Genomic DNA, 18,394 nt, shown 5'->3' on the forward strand with positions numbered 1-18,394 from the left:
GCATCTTCGAAATCTGGCCTGTCTGCCCGAGGCGCTTCTTCGGATCGCTCCTTAGCGAAGAGCTTCGAGGTTGGGATCTGCTCACATGGTGGCTTAGTTAATAGGAATGCGGTCGAGATAAGTGTCAAACGCGGCAGCAACAGCGCGAATGACAAACCGGTGCTTCTGCTTGACTCGAATGAATCCCTCTTCAATCTCCACTATCCCGTCTTCTGCAAGCATTCCCAGGCGGTCGGCCGAAGCGAGAAGAGGAATCGGATCAAATCCGTGAGCAGCACAGATCGCTGGTACGTCGGCCTGCAAATCGCACATCAGACGCTCGATGATTGCGGCGCGGAGGCGATCTTCGGCGGTGAGACAGTAGCCTTTTGAGGTTGCCAGACGGCCAGCCTGAATGTGTTGGTGATAGGAAGCGGTTTCGATCTCGTTCTGGACGTAACCGTCATGCAGACGGCCGATGGCTGACGGACCTAAGCCGATCACGGCTTTGCAGGTATCAGCCGAATAACCCAGGGAGTTGCGGCGCAGCCGACCAGCTTTCTGCGCCTGCGCGAGCTCGTCATTGGGCAGGGCGAAATGGTCGAGCCCGATCTGGCAGTAGCCGGCCGAGACCAGCGTGTCTGCAATAGCCGCGGCTTGCTCACCGCGGGCGACATTATCTGGCAGCGCCGTCTCGTCGATCTGGCGCTGACGTTTCATATAGGAGGGGACGTGAGCATAGCCGAAAACCGCAAGCCGGTCTGGCCGCATGGCCAGGGCCGTCCGCGCGGTCTCCACGCAGGACCGCACCGTCTGATGCGGCAGTCCGAAGAGAAGGTCGAAATTGATGCGGCTTATGCCATGCTGGCGTAGACTTTCGACGACCGAAGCTGTGAGCTCCTCGCTCTGCACGCGGTTGACCGACCTTTGAACCACCGGATCGAAGCTTTGCACGCCGATGCTCGCGCGGCTGATTCCGGCCGCTTGTAACGTTTCGACCATCTCGGCCGTGACTCCGCGCGGATCGATTTCTATCGCGATGGTAGCTGATTTACTGAACGCAAAGCAGTGGCGCAGGAGTTCCATCAAAGTGAGAAAATCGCGCGGTGCAATGGTGGTCGGCGTCCCGCCGCCGAAATGCACGTCGCTCACCGGCAGAGCGCACGGCACTTGCTCTGCGACCAAGCCGATCTCGTCCCGCACTGCTGCCAAGTAATTGCCGACCGGTCGCTCGCCGCGAGTGAGGCTTGTAGGGAAGCCGCAATACCAACATATAGAGCGACAGAACGGAACGTGGATGTAGAGCGATACGGGCTCTTGGGGCGGCAGCCGCCTCAGCCATGTCTCACAAGTCTTGGCACCGACCATCGCGGAGAAATCCGGCACGGTTGGATAGATGGTGTACCAAGGCAGGTGAGCATCGCAATATTTGTTAAGGAGGGAGGTCTGCAAGGCTTAACTTTCCCATACTCGAACAGCATGAAGCTGACCGATGCCCTCTCTTGTGTCTTTGCGTTATGTCAAACCCGGCTAGTGGTTTCTGAGATCTAGTCCGGTTTTCGATGTTACTGCCAACGCAGCTTAGGCGCAGAGCAGGGAGTGAGAGCCGCTCGTTGGCGATTATCTGGACGTTTAGGTATGAATTTTCTCGGGCGTGCACGGTTGAAGCGGCTAGTCGTGCCCGACGAGCCGGCGCGAACGATCAATCGCCCATCACTTCGGTTCGTATTTGCTGGTCGCCCTTTATTTTTGCGACGAGAACATGGGCTGTAGGTCCCACCAGGAGCAGCTGAGCTTCCCCGGATCTTCAAACCGGAAGAAAAAGCCGATTTGGTTGCTCACAGTGTTCAACGGATGCCTCCCGTTCAAGGCCGGCGCGCCACGAAAGATGAGTTGGTTGCCAGATGAGAGCGCGAGGAGCGCAATCGCACAACGTGACGCGACGTGCGATTCAAGTCCTTTGGCGCAGGCGACGAAAACGAGTTTTGATCTCTAGTATCGAACGCATAAGCCTCAATTCCGCCACGCTGGTTGTCTCATTGCCACAAGCATCATCACGGATGTACTGATGATGTTGGGGCGACCCCAGCGCACTTTCAGCCCCCCGGCGAAGTGCGTCGGGGCGCCTTGGTTCGGCGGCGTCTCGTCGCTGTCTAATGTAGCTCACCAACTCACAATGGAGCTATCGGTCCTTCGCCAGATCCCGCATATCTATTCCGTTAGCCTTCCTTGGCGTCGCATTGATGCGATCGCAGTCAGTTTCACATAGATTGCTTGGTCAGGCGTCGACCATCCCGTCACTATGTTCTCGATGCTCCGAGCTGGAGCCGTCTATGCAGGAGCCGGCTGGGAGATCTTGCGCCTGTTCATTGCATGAAATTAGCCTTCGCATCCTGTCATTTCAGTCCATTCACAGCGGATCGAGGAAGTTTGGTAAGCCCCAATCAAACCTGGAGCTCGTCTCCCGGAAATGAGAGCTGAGCCTAGCCAGGCAACAAGGAGATTGCGGCCAAACAGCGTGATCAGTCGAAAGTGGGCGCCCCACCAGCTTCTGTTGTACAACGCCGAAGGCATCGAACTCATCGGGGACCGGTGAAAGGATGACTATTGTGGCACGGATGATTTCAAAGGCTGCACGCGCGACATTTTGACCGCTTCGTGGCCGAGGCGGCTGATTGCCGCGCCTTCGCATCCATGCCCTCTCGAATTTGCCTGCGACTTTTGGCGCTCAGCACATCACCTTCCCTGACATTCTCCATGAGAACGTAACCGGCACACGCGCGGGAAAGGAAATTGCGCGGCGTGCCGGTTCTGAAGTAGATCTTCCAGGCTCCCCACCGCTCTTGAGAAAGTCGAAGACGCCCCCTGGCGCGATCCGCAGGTGAGCGCGGTCGTGCTCGATCCTCGCCCATCAGATGCTCTTCTTCCTCCGTTACTGCGCCCTAGATTAGAAGGCCGCGCAAGCCATAGACGAGATCGAGGTAGGCCTCATCCTGCTTGCGCGCCCCGCCAACATTGAGCTTCCCGCCAAATTGAAAGCGCGAACGGGATGTGACTAGGTACGGACCGCTCGGCTCATAAGAATCAGCTGGGATGCACGAGGTGATCCGCCCCATCGCCGCTCGGCCCGACAGCTTTTCGTGGTCGCGTCGGCGGCTTTCAGAGTTAGGCAAGGCGCGCGCACCAGAACTTAAGTTGCGGCCTCCATCATGTTCTGACCGTGCTGGATCTCCTGCCGATCTCACGAAAGATGGGAGTTGAGACTTTCAAGTGAGAACCAATTGGATGCCGGCAACGACCAGAACCGCCACGAGGATAAATCTGATGCCTGCCGGGTTCAGGCAGTTCAGGCTGACTACCGTTCCAGCGACCGCACCCGCCAGCGCAGAGATAGCGTAAAGAGCCAAATCCGGAGAGGGAAATTGGCCGCTGAAAAGAGCTCCGACGAAGCCAACTGTGGAATTGGCCAGAATAAAAGCGGGTGATAACGCGACGGCCTGCTTCGGTGATGCCCAATTCAGTGTGATGAGCGTCGGCGCGAGGAACACTCCGCCGCCCACGCCGGTCAGGCCGGAAACCAGGCCAAGGGTTGCGCCAATGCTCACGCTTGCCGTGAGTGGCGTTTCGCAAAGACGATCGGCAGCTCGTCCCCGCTGCATGATCATCACTGCGCTCGCCAGAAGAAGAACGAGCCCCGTCAGCGTCTTGTACGTGTGGTCCTCGAGCACAATCAAGCCACCGGCAAGCGACGCTGGCACCGACGAAAAGAGAAGCGGGCGCAGGAGTGCCCAGTCAACGACCTTGTTGCGGTTGAAGAGCCACGTAGAATAAGTCGCGACGACAATGTTGAGAGCAAGTGCCGTCGGGCGCATCTCTGTCGATGACATACCAAAAAATGCCATTAGCGAGACGAATGCAGTCCCACCAGCCTGGCCAACGCTCGCATAGAGCAGTGAGATGATCGCGAAGAGCAGAGAAGCCATGCTTCACCGACCCTGGCGACGATCTTCGCCGTTTTCCACCCAGCCCATCATGATTCGTGCATCAGGTGCGATCTAACTGTGTTTCTGCTTGGGGACGGATCTAAGCGCTTCGCCGGAATCGCTGGCAGGAGGTGCAGTCAGTTCAATTTCCTTAACGGGTGCCATGTTTGGACCGTCCCATCAATTGCCGAACTTGGCACTTGACTGGGCTGGAATAGGGCTGCGTTTGGGCCCTAAGGGGGCGGCACTCGAGGGGGCCGCCGAGGTGAGCTGCATTTCTTGCTGTGGCTCACCTCGTGCCGCGCCTGGCAATGGTGTTGTCGCCTTTCTTCCGCATGTCATTAAATGCTTCGAGAGTCCTACGTCGCAACCAAACGTGGGCGTTCGAAGCCCTTTCTGCGACGTTTGATTTTGGTGAAATCAACAGTTGGTATGACACTTGCTGGTTTGGCGCGGGTTCTCTCCCTGCTGGAGAAGCGCATGCAAAGTTTCCTTCGCATCAAGCAGATCTCGCCGTTACGAGTATCTCTCGTTGCGCCTTTAAGGTGGCCCCTTTCTGCACGTTCGGTCCGTTTGCGCCAAGCCTGCCGGACGGAGTCGATGAGACGCCGCACAATGATGCGAGGCGTATGGCTTTTGCGCCGCCTGTTTCGTGTTGCTCATCGATCGCGTCGCCGGCGCCGTCGCACGGCGGAGAACCGGCGAACGGTTAGCGATGGCATCTCTCAAGATTGGGAAAAGACATGACTCTCCCGTTGTCTTCGTCTCCGAGCAGAGAATGGATGCTGAGACGCTCGTCGAGTCCCGAGCGCCCAAGCCGCTTGAGCTTAGCTGTATCGCGCAGATCAGAGCCGAGGATCTCGTCGTGCTCGGCCTCGAGACAAATCAAAGCGTCGTTCGGCTTCGTTTTCCCGCCATGCAAGCTCAACAGAGCCAAGCCTCTAGCCGGTGGAGCTGTTTCGAAGCTCAGTCCAGGACCCGCGGACCTTCTATCGGTGCCGGCATCATCAAACAGGACACCGTTGGCTTCGTATCGATGGCACAATCCTTCAACACCGATGAGGGCGATGATCTCCGATCTGGCCAGTGCGCTATCGGCGAACTGGACCGATCACTTCCGCTCAGCCTCAGGGGCAGGGATGATGGCGCTATCTCCGGTTTTTCAAGCAATCATGCCGGCGCATTCGGCGGCAGGGCAACGAATTCGGCGAATGGCGCCCGGCACAGCGCTAGCGTTCAGACTGCACGAATAACTAACTCTCGAGTTCAGCTCATGGACTGGAATTTGGCTCCGCCTGAAACAAGCGCAAGCGAACACGATGACGGGAAGCTCGATCGTCGTCCTGAGGCGCCCATCATGGACCTCTTTAGCTTCACCGAATGCGCTAACCAAACGCATTCACTCAGAGCGCTATTCGAGCTTCTTGTAGGCTGTGCCACCAAGGAAGGTTTCAGTGAAGTCGCATACGGCGCTCTCAACTTCGTTGAGCCACTTCGGCTGGCGGAGTATCCACCCCCGACAGTGGCTGTGAAGTGGCCGCCAGACTGGTGCGATCGATACTTCAAACGCAAATACCATACTATCGATCCGGTGGTTCGGCGGACGCCGATGCTTACGCGGCCGTTTTTGTGGGATCAACTCGCCGACCACTATCAGCTTCGACCGGACGAAAGACGCGTACTGGACGAGGCGAGAGAGGCGGGGCTGAAGCATGGCATGAGCGTGCCGTTGTTTGGGCCGTTGGGTCGGATATCTGTGGTGTCGTTTGCATCTGCGTTCGACGATGCTGATCCTCAGGACCGCATCGGTCATCTCAAGGCGCTGGCTTGGCAGTTTCACACCGCCTATGGCGACATCGCTCGTCCCTGCGATAATGGTTGCGAAAGAAAAGTTGCACTATCGCAGCGGGAGATCAGTTGCATGCGGTGGGTGGCAGAGGGGAAATCGTCATGGGAAATTGGGAAGATCCTGGGAATCAGCTACAATACAGTCAACTTTCATGTCAAGAACGCGATGCGCAAGCTGGATGCGACCAGCCGAATTCAAGCGGTTGCTATAGCTATTCGCCTCAATGTTCTTTGAAATTTGTGAACGGGGCACTAACAGCCAAATCTCCGGCTTCCAGCTTCTGGCATGTTGAGCATGGCACCTTCGGCGAGCTCACCGATGCGCTCCTTGGAGCAAGTCCGCTATCTCACGCTGCGTGAGGTTGTGGGAATTCACGAGATCGATGAATTGTCGAATGACTGACCTGTTCTCCCAGTGTGTTGGCGGCATCTCGGCTACACTCCAGCCAGCCTCTGGATCCATTACTCAGACGAGCTCGCACCTGGTGCTTCGGAACTGGACTGGGCGCCGGCGGGGAGAGGAGCAGCTGAGGAAAGAACCCCGACCGGGGTCGGGGTTCCGATTCACGCAACCGCGTGGAGATCAGTATTTGGCAAAGGGCGAGCCAAACTTGTAATTGAGCCGTGCCGTGATGAGATCAATGTCCTGGTGGGCGCGGTCCGTGCCGAGAAAGCCTGGGAAGCTTATGTTGCTGCGCTGCATGAACAAGTGATTATACTCGACGCCAGCTGACCAGGTCGGCGTGAGGCTGACTTCGGCACCGGCCCCCAGCACGCCACCCCAACGCACATCATTGCTGTTGGCAAGCTCGGCGCCAGAAGCGACCGAATTGAGGACATAGTTGTTGCTGGTCACCGCAGCACCACCCTTTCCGTAAAGTAGGACGGCATTGAACGCGTAGCCGATATGTCCCGTGAGTAGACCGAATGCGTCTGTCGTGGTGCCAACGGTGTTTGCCGGAAAGGCGGTGCTGACATTGGAGCCGCTGAAGTCGGCCCAGTTGCCCTGACCTTCGATGCCGTAGACCATGTTGAAGATCTGCCAACGATAGCCAATCTGGCCGCCAATGGTCCCGCCGGTCGAATTATGGCAGCCCTCGGGAGTGACGCCATTGAAATCCCAGCAATTGTGGCTCGTTCCCCAACCACCATTGACACCGATATAGTAGCCGGACCAGTCGATAATCGGGGCTGCGACCGGCAGCAGTGGCGCCTTGACCTTGACGGGCTGTCCGGCCAGGTCCGTGCCGAATGAGGGAGCGGCGGCGCCGAGTGCGCCAATGCTTGCAGTCAGAATCAGAATCTTTTTCATTCGAGTGTCGTTTCCTTTCGGTGCCCCCGGCGTCGTGCCTTTAACAATATGAACGCAAATTGCTGTAACTGCCGCACAACATGTCTTCGAAAGAAATGGGTCCAATCGCACGCCGCGTCAGATTGTGGAGCGCGCAACGTGCCATGCACTGCCTCGACCGAAATGCTGGGCCTGACACTGGTCGCTTCGCGCCGATGCTTCTTCGAATACGGTCCGTTCGTGATGACCTGTGACGGGACGCCGCGCTGCGAGCTGTTTGGCTCCCTCTGTCGCTGACTAGCGACAAAGCCAGGCTGAACCAACACGTCACGTGCATGCTCGCTATTCAGAGAGTTCGGTAAATGAAGACCGCCGATCGAAGGACGCGTCTTGTGCGCTCAACCTCATTCTCCCGTCAGCACCGTCGTGCTGCCGCTTGCAATCGTGAGCGATGCGGCGATGATCGATCACAGGCCTGGATCGCGTTTGACCCAGGACCTATCGCAAGTGCAGCACGATGATCCTCAAGCTCGACCTCGATCGACGAGTGTCAAGGAGCCGATGCGGCTGTGCCTGATGAGGATCTTGCTTGAACATGCAAGCTCGTGCCGAGCCAAAAGTCAGGAGAGGAAACGGTATGGCTTTTCCTGCCGTCGGCGACTATTAGCTCGGCTGTCCCGTCTCGTCGCCGACTTTCTCTGCGTTGCAGGTGATTGGTCTGTGGTCACCAGAAGAGCTGCAAAGGCGACAGTCCTCGTGAACGTGCTCGTCTTCAGCGGGGCTGAACATGATTGGATTAAGGTCAGCACCACCACGCTCTGCCCCGGTTGTTTTGCCGCCACATAAGGCCCCTCCCAAGGACTTGACAAGCCAAACTCATGTGACAGTAGAAGTTCAAGCGCCCTATTGCGCGGTCGACGGCGCCAGTTCAGCCCGCAAGCTGCGTATCGCCTCGTTAGCCAGATTCAAAGTATTCCGTTCGCCCTTCTTTATCGAAGACTCAAGAAAAGTGCACAACCGGCTATAGAGGATCGTCTTGCGATTATGCGCCAGCAACGGATCCTTCTCCACAAAGCGCCAGGCCTTATCAAAGGCTGCGCTTACGATAGCATCTTGCATTTGCACTTGCTCGGATAACAACTGATCCATCTCAACACTCCACCACGTCCTGATACAAGGAAGTACCTTCGCAAAAGCAAACCGAGAGTCTGTGGCTTGTCCCAGCAAATAAGATATCAGAGCCGCAGTACGCTCGGACATCGAGCTGCTCTCGGTGCTTCGACGAATTTATAGATGTTTGTTGAAGTTCAGATGACCCCGAATGTTGTATTTCCGGGCCCATTCGAAATAATTCTGAAGCGGTTGAGACGATCTCGCGTTTCACGGCTTCGTTGCCGAAGTGCTCTTGTTGCTCGGTATCGGTCAATAATTGTGGCTCTTCTTCCTGCAATTGGAAGATCAGCGCCATGCCAGTCACGACTAAAGCCGCACATCGATGAAAATAGATCGTTCCGCTCCTTTCGCAGTCTCTAGTTTCTGGAAGCATGTGGCGTTCTCCCGTCACTGCTTGTTTGCTTTCTGACATGTGTCCGCGTGACGTCGTCCTTTGCTCGACCCTGCGCGGCCTCCTGCTCTCGGTGCGGGCTCCAGCTTTCGAGCATCGCGACGATCAGTCGTGACATGGAAAAGCCAGCGGCACCGGCGCGATTACGGGGCGGTGAGCCATAAACGCCAACTCGTCGATCCCTGGTGCGTACGGCCGTAGCAGTCCGCCCAGCGATAAACGTTTGATAAGCGCGCCATCAACTGAAATCTCAGTCCGCTGCTGCACGTGACAGAATTAGTTTCGCGATCTTCATTCGATTGGCGGGGGTTCGGAGCACTGCCGGTAATGCCGCCACGGCCTGATCGAGAAGGCGTCCCAAAACCTGAAGGTCTTCTGGGTAGTAAACGCCACGGTCTCGCGACAGTCGCGTCGTTTGCCGGTCGCCGGCGCGGGTTCTCGTATCGCCGAGCCGGCCGAGCTCCAGTTCCGCCGTAATCATCTGATTTGTGAGTGCATTTAGCAGTCGGACCGCTTCGAGCTCGTTCCCCTCTTCGCGTATGAGGGCGGCCACGATGTCGAGTTGCAGGTCGATGCGATGCTCGAGGTCCTCTGAGCGTGAATTGGAAGGGTCAAGTTCCACGGTGTTGCTCCAAAGTAGTTGAATGCAGGCAGCAGGCTGAGAACGGTTGTGTCGTGCCTTCCCGTTCGCGGGACGGCAGACGGGCGATAGAACGAATGGCTGCTGCACAAGGCAAGGTGCGCACGCACGGTCGCCGAAGGGTGAGGGTGGCAGCATGTGCCGCGACAGGGCCGCAAAGGCGGAAACGACTATAGAACGCTGCGAACTGCGTTGTAGATGGCCCGTCATTTGATTCGACGGCCGAGCCGGTGCAGCGCGACGGACAGTGACAGTGACTCCAGCCAGTGGGGACACCGCTGATGACGGCAGGTCGAGAGAAGTGCGGCCCGAACTGGTGCGGGATTGCTTGCCGCCTGTCATAGCGATCCAGACATAACCTGAGGCCTCGCGAGGCAGAGTGCCATAAAGAGCGCTTGGCGCTGGACGAAGCTGTTGCTGAAGGCACGCCGTCAACTGGTCCAGACCGGCCTCCTCATTATGCCAGAAAATTAAATCCCAGCCCATGCCAGGCAACTCAGAAATAACATCCGCTACATACGTCTGCGGTTTCTCTCTCCATTCGTTGACAGGCGTTGCCTGGTCCGACGAGGGTGCGGATGGGCTCCTGGAAGGTGGGGGCGCTAAGAGACAAGACCGGCAGATCGCGTATCTCCACCCCTCGTTCCGATGGTGATGTAAGGAATGCTGAGAAGGGATAACCGCGCCAGGATATGGTCGAACAGCGCCAGCGCATAGAATGAGATGGGGTAGCGTCAGTCTGTAGGAAATGGGTGTGGAATCCGCCTGCCGACGAAGACTGAGGACGCGAGCAGAGTGAGACACCACGGTCACACGGCGTACGGGGGCGGGCAGTAAGATCGCTAGGCTGGTCTCATCACACCGATCGACATCATTGCCTCGTCCTGGCCGGAGAATATGCGGCTTGCACGTAGCGTGGTCAGATAGCTGACCGCACTGCTTTGTTTGAAGGCTGCGACAGCGTCGGATTGTCGGCGGCGCCCGCCTGGTCGGGGCAAATAGTCCAGCCCGCACCTTCGTAGAGGGCAGTTCGCCTGCCCCAATGCTATGCAGCGCACGCATTTACCTTGACCAACCGATGTGCGTGAGAGTCGATCTTCTTGGAGGGCCTTCGTATGATTGCAAAAGGGGAGGCGCCAGCGCGATAGGTTACGCGCCCGACGTTGCGATTAGCCACCCGACCGCATTTGCGCCGCACGTGCATCGATTCCAAAGATTGATGGGTCTCGTTGGCGATGCAGCCGCGAGAACCTTGAATCTGCCTGCGACTATGCTGAAAGCAAAAAGGGTCCATTGCTCACACGACATTCGTGAAATGTGCTTTCCGGAAAACCGGCGATCGACTTATGGGGTATTTGTCTGAAATTGGTAAAATCGAAAGTGTTGATGGGATGTATCCAGTTCGTGGATCGCGCACGCGCGTAATCGTTCTCTTACCTCGAAAGCGAGTTAGTGTTTCCCGCCGTCTTGCTGCGGTGATCTTATGGGCACTTTAGGCGAGCCTGCTGATTCGTCGATGACGGGGTGGCCATGATGGAGAAGACAGAAAGGTCGCAGCTCTGATCGCTGGCGAATACCTCTAAATTGGACGTCAGATGTCACGAAGATGCCAGAAACACTCCTCGATCCCATAAGCCGAAGACAGGGTCATGGAGTCTCGTCGGCGACTATCCGACCAGCTCCGGCCTCCCGCAGATGCAGGATGAGCCTGAGCAATCGCGCGCCTTCATTGAAAAGGCCCGCGAGATCGAAGCGAACGAAGAGCGTTCGGCCGCGGATGAGTTGATAAAGCGGTTCGCAAACGCTCGCTAAGCCAAAGCTCGCCCCCAAATAGGGGCGCCAGGTGGTCAGATATCGCGGCCATTGAGGCTGACGGTCGCCTTCGTCCCGGGCAAACGACAACCAAAATCGCGACCACCTTCGGTTAACCTCAGTGCGTCGGTCTACTTGCCACGCATACGATCCCCCAATGCAGACATTATTCGTCAAAGCTATCGAGAATTTCAGCTTTGATTGCGGTTGCGGTGTACAGGGAAATCTCCAGCGGAAGGTCTCCGAATGCAAGCTGGCAAAGTAAGTAGTTGGCACCTGCCACTTCCATCTGCTGAAGAAGAAGCTGTCGGACGGAAGCCGGCGTCCCAACGACGCACAATTCGCTCTCAAGTGCTGCATCGAAGGTCAGCGGAAGGGCGGACGGTGTCGGAATGTGCGTTAAGCTCGTAAAGGAACTTAAAGCTCTCCAGCCATCGCCGATACGCAGTTTCGGCCGTCGTGGCCCACTGCGCCGTCTCAGCCCGATTGGCTCGCGATCCAGATAGGCGGATATGGACGTTGATGAGGCCTCAACATTAGGGGTACTTCGCTGAACTCGAAGTGGTGTCCCTGATAAGATAGCGTATGTCCCTTCAGCGCAATATTGAGGATTTCACTGGCCCCGTATAACGGCTTGGTGCAGCGTCGGCAGTGATGCCGAAATAACCCCATTCAATCGGCTGGGAGCCGCGGCCTATCCCGACCTCGAGCCTGCCGCCGCTCAATTGGTCAAGCATGCAGATCTCTTCGAATGCGCGCAATGGATGATAAAGGTTGAGCAACAGGACGAGCGGACCGAAGCGTAATCGCCGGGTTCGGCCAGGTGATAAGCGTAGAAACCGAGCGAGTCGCAGGCCTCGGTCAGCTTGAGACGATCTTCATATTGTCGTGCGGCATCTCGGCCGTCGTCATCCAAATGGTCGAAAATACCGCACCTTGGTCTTGGAAGGCCACTCTTCACTCGATTAATCTCCGATGATGGGGCAGATGGCGAGGCCTGATTGCTTCATACCGTCGCGCTCAAAGAGGTCTCGTTCGTCGTTTGACCACTTAGGCCGTTTCTCTTGGCGTGGATCTGAGCTTGCACCATGTGAGTGGATCACGAGAATGCGCAAATGGCGGTCCGGTCGCACCATTGACAGACGTTCCCGAAGCGCCTCCACAGCGAGGATGTGCTCGACCAGAAGCATCGTTAGCCGCTTCAGAGGTCCTGTGCCTTGCGTGCCAGATCAGCTCGGTACGGCTCTATTTGTCTATCATCGGACGTAGCGTCTCCGTCAGGTCGACATCGGCTAGCTCTGCGAGCGCTGCAACGAACGCGAAAAACGCTCCGAAAGCTGCAAGTATAAGAGAGCTTGCGAGTATCGCTGCTCCAACGACCTGACTGCGTCCCATCATCCGTTTCACTTTGGATCTGGGGAGGCGGCGATGCCGCCAATCAGTTCTGCTCGACAGTTTCAACACGGCCGTCTCGCCAGCGGTAAACCAGAAAGCCAGGAGCCGCATTGTCTCCCTTTCTATCGAACCGGACTGGGCCAATCACGGTATCGGTCGGCCGTGAACGAAGTGCCCTAGCTACGCGCACAGCATTGAAAGAACCGGTCCGGTTCACCGCCTCTGCCCATGCTTGCACGGCCGCATAGGCGTAAAGCGTGTAGCCTTCAGCGGACAGGTTGGAAGCTTGGAGTTCGGCCACCACGCCGGCCGCATTGGCATTCCTGGTGGGGTCCGGCATGAAGGTAAACAACGTGCCAATTCCGGCGCTGCCTGTAATGGCCCAGAATTCAGAGGTCATCAAAGGATCGTTCGCCATGACCATAAGTTCCGCTCTTGCTTCTGACGCCTGGCGTACAAACAATCCGATTTCGGTATGATAACCGCCGATATAGGCGACGCGCACCCGTTCCTTCTTCATCCTTGAGACCAGCGCCCTGTAATCCTTTTCACCGGCTACATAGCTTTGGCGAATGACTTGTTCACCAAATCTCCGAAGCTGGGCTTCAACAACGTCGGCGACACCCTTGCCTGCGGTGCTCTTGTCGTCGAGCACTGCGATCTTGTCGTTAGGGAAGGTCCGGTGAATATACTCTGCGGCAACGATGCCCTGTTGGTCGTCGCGGCCGCAGATACGAAAGACAGTCTCAAGGCCCCGTTCTGTTAGCTGAGGATTTGACGAGCCTGGTGACACCTGAATAATGCCTGCTTCGGCGTAGATCTCGGAGGCCGGGATCGACGCAGAAGAACAAAAATGGCCAACGACCAACCGGGCCCGCTCTGTCGTGAGCTTATTCGCGACTGCGACAGCTTGCTTCGGGTCGCACGCGTCGTCGGCGACAGTCAATATCACCTTGGTATCGAGAAATAGGCCAGAAGCGTTCAACGCCTCGACTGCCGCAGCTGCACCATCGCGCATTTGTGCGCCGAACGCAGCGCTGCTTCCGCTCATTGGGCCAGCCACGGCAATATTGACGTCGGAGCCGCGCGCAACAGAGGAGAGGGCGCAGAAGAGAAGCGCTGCACTCGCAGCAGACGCGCAACGATTCAACATTGTAGAGCTCCCAATGTTCACCTGAAGAGTAACCGCCGGCAGCTGTAATCAGACATGTCTACACGTTGAGACTGTCTGTCAAGGCGAAGCTTGTGTTGGTCGGCCAGAGTGGCGACCACGGTAGAACTTACAATTTGACGTTAGGTGCGTTTCAAGGCCGTTTTGAAGGAGCCTCGATGGTGCGTCAGGGAGCGCGGATCGACGAGGTCACGACGACTGTCCGGTTCAGTCCATAAAACTGTTGGCCCGCATCAGAGCCGACGAGCGCCTATCGGCAATGCCATGCGGAGCCGGCCAGGAGGACGTCAGTACGGCTGATCCTCCAACCCGCCAAGGGCCAGATCGAGATATTGCATGAGGCAGGGATCCCAACCAGCCAGACTACGGGGGGCGCTTAATCGTGCAAGTACCTTCAGGATCGTCGAAACGCGTGAATCGGCGCCAGCGATTTCGCCGATCAGCAAGCGTGCTGCGACTGCGACAGCCTTTGCCCGCTCGCCGCAAGGATGCTCCCCTCGATCCATACAATCACGCAGGTCGTCGCGGATCCGCCGCCACCGCTCCTCGCGATCTGCAGCTAACTTGCAGGTGCATCGGGACGTCTGATTATGCGTCTCGACCCGCGACATGGCATTGAGGGTGGCAGGCAGCTCATCCACACTTACCTGGATATCACTGTCGATGGTCATGTTGCGCAAGCGATCTCGCAGCAGAGTTGCTCGAGCGACTTGAAGTTCTATCCGTTCTAAATGTTTGCGCAGAAGATCGGTAAGTGAGGTCGTGCCCTCCATAGCTTTACGGATCTCGACAAGGGAGAAGCCAAGCTCACGTAGCGCTCGAATTTGGTGAACCCGTTGCACGCTTTCGCGGTCGTACATCCGGTGGCCGCCGTCAGTACGCTCTGAAGCTGCTAGGAGCCCGGTGTGTTCATAATGATGCAACGTGCGTACCGTTACTCCGGTCGCCTCTGCAAGTTCGCCAATGCGCCATCGACGCCTTCGTGGTATAGCTTTGCTCATGTTGTTCATTTCAAAGCCTACAACCTGACGTCACGTGTGATTCAAGCTATTTCAAAGCTCTAGCTGGATCGTCTTCCATTCCAGCGCGAGACTGGTGACTATCCTCAGAATGGCGGGGGATCAACCCTGAGGGGAAATGGTGATCAACAAGTTCGTCAGGCTTGCCAGTTGAGCCTCGCCAGCCGCTGTACGCTCCAGGATGAGTTTGGCGATTGCTGTGCGATTTTCCGGACTTCGCATCGATGGGGGGAGCGCGGTGATCGCACTATCATAAAGGCGTCCCAGGACGGAAAGCTCTTCCGGATCGAACACGCCGCTGCATTGCTCCAACGTTCAGCTCCTTGCTTGTCATTGCGTCATGGCAGCGCACGTCGTCAAGACGTTTGGCTGCGATAGGGCCAAAAGAAGTCAGACCCGCGGCGCGGAGCGACGAAGATGCGATGTACTCCCATGTGATGCGGCAGGGCAACATGCGTGCGCGATGCTTGCCTCGACGGCGCAAGAGATCGTGGTCATGTGCATGATCGATGACCATCACGCTCACGGCGCGTGATGGTACGGCTTCCGAAGAAGCTGAAGCGTCTCCGCTCTTCGGGAGCCGCTACTGATTCGGAGAGTTGACGAGGGCAGCCCAGCCCCGGTTCTGCTGTATCGACGCAGGTGCGCCCGGCGGCCGGGTGCAACGTACGTCCCTGTCTCTAAAACCAGGCCAACAGTCTGACCCGCCGCTCGCACGTCGAGCCTATTGCCAACGTGCGAAAGACCTACACAACGTCGTCATGACAGCCGTCTTTTGCGACGATCTTGATAGAGCGACCATGAATTCGAGCGAGGCGAGACAAAACTGTATGCGTTGAGACATTCGTTGGGATATGAGGTTCGCAGATCTTGCGAGCGTCCTCACGACAACGGCGGGACAGATCGTGCGAAATCTCCGGCAGTATCAGCCCGTTCCGAAGTGCAGATGATGGAGGCCTCTTGCCCAGTTGCCATGCGGGTAGCCTCCTGCAACAATATCTCTCGCATCCACAGGCTTTCCGGGTCGCTATTGTGAAGCGCGGGCCATTGAACCGCCTCAGTGAAGGCGGGGAACGGCTGCGGGAGCTCCGCAATGCGAAGGGGCACTGTTCTTTGGAAATGCTTTACGAGCCCTAATGGCATCGTCCCTATGCGGTTGGTACCTACCAGCAGGGGCGGGATCATGCTGAAGCTCTGCACGAGAATGTCGATGCGCCGATTGAGACCGAGATCGAGTAAAAGGGATTCTTCGACCGGCGTCTTGCGCGCACCTTTGACCTTAACCGCAACGTGGCCCATCGACATATATCGATCAAATGTAAGCCCCCGTAGTAGTTGGCTGTTCGTGCAGCAACCTACGCAGACGAGTCTCTCCTCGAATAGGGCCGCCCTGGGGTGCGCGCCGGACATGAATAATTCCGGCAAGATAACAAAATCGACTTCGCCGCGGCGAAGAAGCTCATCGTGCTCATCGGTGAGCGCGACCAGTTCGAAGCTGACGGCCGGTGCTTCTCGTGCGACGCGCTCCACGACATTTCGGAAGAATACGACTGTTATAAAATCAGAAAGGCCGATCCTGAATCGCCGGTTCGATCGAGCTGGATCGAACACGTCCCGCGCGATAATTGAAAGATCGATGTGCGTTAGAGCCTCGCGTACAGGGGCTGCGAGTCCTTCCGCGCGTGAGGTCGGGACAAGTTCCCGCCCCCTCATCCCAAACAGCTCATCACGGAAGTAGGAGCGCAGCCGGGCAACGGCTGCGCTCATGGCCGGCTGACTAAGATTCATCTTGCGAGCCGCTGCGCTGAGGTTGCGCTCAGTCATTAGAGCATCCAGCGCGACGAGAAGATTTAGATCCAGACCTTTGAAACGCATGTCTTCTTATCCGGCATGAACGTAGTTGCGGCGCATACAACGAGCGGTGACGGCTGCGTCTGGGGAGGTCCTATTGGCTCGCCCGAATGGACATCGTTTCCATCCTGCGATCGCGAAAAGGACGCTCGTGAAATGAGCGCAACAATGGAGAGCAAGGCGGTAGGCCGACCAGCAGCGGCCGGAATCCGTCAGGAGTCCCGAAGTTGATCGGTCTGGCCGCTTCCGGCGAGCCACGCAACAAGACGCGGTCGGTTGGTTAACGGCAGATCAACCCAGTGTCCGGCCAGTGCCGTGAGTTCGCCAAAGCGCCCAGTCGAGGGCCGCATAGCGCAGCGTTAGTCACGGCGGCCAACCTACAACCTGACGCAGTGTGCGGTTCAAGCGATTTTATGGGGCAAGCCAAACATTATTGTACTGGAGGAGGCGTGTTGTGCCGCGATAGCGTCGGGCGCCGCCTGTTTGCGGTTTAAGCGCACCAAACCTCACCTGCGAGGTCACCACGCTCACACTCGGCAAGCCTTCGCAGCCGATCGTCCGTCGCTGGCAGCTTCGCCTCAGAGACGTTGAAGTGACGAAAGCGGCCGAGCAGGTCGAAGGATTGTTAGCGTGTTTGGAACGCTGCCGAGAGTGGCTTACGGTGAGCCTAGCAGCGCCTGCGAGTTGGACGCTCCTGATGCCCAGATGCCATGTTGGATGCTTCCTCCAGCAATATCCGCCGCATCCAAATGCTCGCCGGATCGGTATTGTGGAACGCAGGCCACTGCACAGCCTCTGTGAATGTGGGCAGGGGGAGCGGCGGTTCGATGATCCGCAGTGGCATCCGCTTTTCGAAGTGTTTGGCGAGTCGTAAAGGCATTGTGCCGATACGGCCTGTGTCTAACAATATGGGCGGAATCAAGCTAAAGCCCTGCACAACGATCTCAATGCGTCTCTTGACGCCGTGCTCAAGCAAGAACCATTCTTCGATGTTTGGTCTGAGCGCCCGTCCGAACTTCGCCGTAACGTGTCCCATCGAAATGTATTTCTCGAATGTCAGCTGCCGCGTGAGCTGCTTGTTCTCGCGGCATCCCACGCATACGAGGGTCTCGTCGAACAGCGTCGCCTTAGGATGCGCGCTCGACATGAACAGCTCCGGCAGAATGAGAAAGTCCACCTCCCCCCGGCGCAGCAGCTCATCGGGTTCATCGGAAAATGGCAGCAATTCGAAGCGTACCGCGGGAGCTTCCTGTGCAATACGGTCGACAATTTTGCGAAGAAAGATGATCGTCATGAAATCGGAGAGAATGAACCTGAAGCGTCGGCTCGACTGAGTAGGGTCGAACGCGTCCCGCGATATGATCGAGAGTTGGATGTGCAGCAGGGCCTCGCGAACCGGACCCGCAAGCGCCTCCGCGCCAGGTGTCGGGACGAGCTCGCGACCTCTCATGGTAAATAGTTCATCGCGAAAATAGGTGCGCAGCCGCGCGATCGCAGCGCTCATAGCGGGCTGGCTCAGGTGAATTTTGCGCGCCGCCGCTGTGAGGTTGCGCTCCGTCATCAGAGCATCGAGGGCAACGAGAAGGTTTAGATCAAGTCCCTTGAACCGCATGTTGTAAGTCTATCCATCGTGTGGATGTGTTCCATCGGAACTATCGATTTTACCAAGTTGCGGGATGTTGGATAGCAAACATAAGTTTGAAAAAAGTAATGAGGCATACCACGATGGCTGCTGCTCGCTCACGCTGGCTCAGAGAAAAGCTCCTGGAGGTGCGAGCAGCCGGCGCATCCGCTTCGAGGGCGGCTATGGGCACGCCGTGCGAGCCGCGTCGCTTCTTCTC

12 protein-coding genes and 1 pseudogene are annotated in these 18,394 nt (G+C 57.3%); 1 reads left to right on the forward strand and 12 read right to left on the reverse strand.

From position 1 onward, the window contains the following. Positions 1 to 93: 93 nt before the first annotated feature. Both hemN and CVM73_RS30985 read right to left on the reverse strand, forming a co-directional pair. The gene (gene hemN / locus CVM73_RS30980) at positions 94 to 1,431 is read right to left on the reverse strand and encodes an oxygen-independent coproporphyrinogen III oxidase (RefSeq protein WP_100235575.1); all 1,338 of its coding nucleotides are present in this window, start codon (positions 1,429 to 1,431) and stop codon (positions 94 to 96) included. A gap of 1,814 nt (positions 1,432 to 3,245) precedes the next feature. After that, positions 3,246 to 3,962, reverse strand: a complete 717-nt coding sequence (locus CVM73_RS30985; RefSeq protein ID WP_100235576.1) for a sulfite exporter TauE/SafE family protein — start codon at positions 3,960 to 3,962, stop codon at positions 3,246 to 3,248. Positions 3,963 to 5,319: 1,357 nt separating this feature from the next. Here CVM73_RS30985 and CVM73_RS30995 point away from each other — a divergent pair. Further along, positions 5,320 to 6,045 carry a LuxR family transcriptional regulator gene (locus tag CVM73_RS30995; RefSeq protein WP_100235598.1) on the forward strand — a complete coding sequence of 242 codons (726 nt, stop codon included), beginning with the start codon at positions 5,320 to 5,322 and terminating at the stop codon, positions 6,043 to 6,045. Positions 6,046 to 6,393: 348 nt separating this feature from the next. Here the strand turns inward: CVM73_RS30995 and CVM73_RS31000 are convergent, their stop codons facing one another. From CVM73_RS31000 to nodD1, 10 genes and pseudogenes are all read right to left on the reverse strand, one after another. Next, positions 6,394 to 7,122, reverse strand: a complete 729-nt coding sequence (locus tag CVM73_RS31000) for an outer membrane protein (protein ID WP_100235577.1) — start codon at positions 7,120 to 7,122, stop codon at positions 6,394 to 6,396. Between the two features lie 882 nt (positions 7,123 to 8,004). Then, the gene (locus CVM73_RS31005) at positions 8,005 to 8,250 is read right to left on the reverse strand and encodes a hypothetical protein (RefSeq protein WP_100235599.1); all 246 of its coding nucleotides are present in this window, start codon (positions 8,248 to 8,250) and stop codon (positions 8,005 to 8,007) included. Position 8,251: 1 nt separating this feature from the next. After that, a complete protein-coding gene (locus tag CVM73_RS39415) occupies positions 8,252 to 8,686 on the reverse strand; it encodes a hypothetical protein (protein WP_146006684.1) in 435 nt (144 codons plus the stop codon). 229 nt (positions 8,687 to 8,915) lie between these two features. Further along, positions 8,916 to 9,287 carry a NolY gene (locus tag CVM73_RS31010; protein WP_100235578.1) on the reverse strand — a complete coding sequence of 124 codons (372 nt, stop codon included), beginning with the start codon at positions 9,285 to 9,287 and terminating at the stop codon, positions 8,916 to 8,918. A gap of 1,996 nt (positions 9,288 to 11,283) precedes the next feature. Beyond that, positions 11,284 to 12,078: pseudogene (locus CVM73_RS31015) on the reverse strand (LLM class flavin-dependent oxidoreductase). Between the two features lie 477 nt (positions 12,079 to 12,555). Next, entirely contained in the window at positions 12,556 to 13,665 is a 1,110-nt protein-coding gene (locus tag CVM73_RS31020) for a branched-chain amino acid ABC transporter substrate-binding protein (RefSeq protein ID WP_100235579.1), read from the reverse strand. Between the two features lie 305 nt (positions 13,666 to 13,970). Continuing rightward, positions 13,971 to 14,684: a MerR family transcriptional regulator gene (locus CVM73_RS31025; RefSeq protein WP_208639268.1), complete on the reverse strand. Its 714-nt coding sequence runs from the start codon at positions 14,682 to 14,684 to the stop codon at positions 13,971 to 13,973. Positions 14,685 to 14,804: 120 nt separating this feature from the next. Further along, positions 14,805 to 15,014, reverse strand: coding sequence for a hypothetical protein (locus tag CVM73_RS31030; protein WP_167407154.1), 210 nt, complete (start codon positions 15,012 to 15,014; stop codon positions 14,805 to 14,807). Positions 15,015 to 15,584: 570 nt separating this feature from the next. Beyond that, the gene (nodD2, locus tag CVM73_RS31035; RefSeq protein ID WP_100235580.1) at positions 15,585 to 16,577 is read right to left on the reverse strand and encodes a transcriptional regulator NodD2; all 993 of its coding nucleotides are present in this window, start codon (positions 16,575 to 16,577) and stop codon (positions 15,585 to 15,587) included. A 643-nt stretch (positions 16,578 to 17,220) separates the two neighbouring features. Continuing rightward, the gene (gene nodD1, locus CVM73_RS31040) at positions 17,221 to 18,165 is read right to left on the reverse strand and encodes a transcriptional regulator NodD1 (protein ID WP_100235581.1); all 945 of its coding nucleotides are present in this window, start codon (positions 18,163 to 18,165) and stop codon (positions 17,221 to 17,223) included. Positions 18,166 to 18,394: the final 229 nt, after the last annotated feature.

The organism is Bradyrhizobium forestalis, from assembly GCF_002795245.1.
Taxonomy (GTDB): Bacteria; Pseudomonadota; Alphaproteobacteria; order Rhizobiales; family Xanthobacteraceae; genus Bradyrhizobium; species Bradyrhizobium forestalis.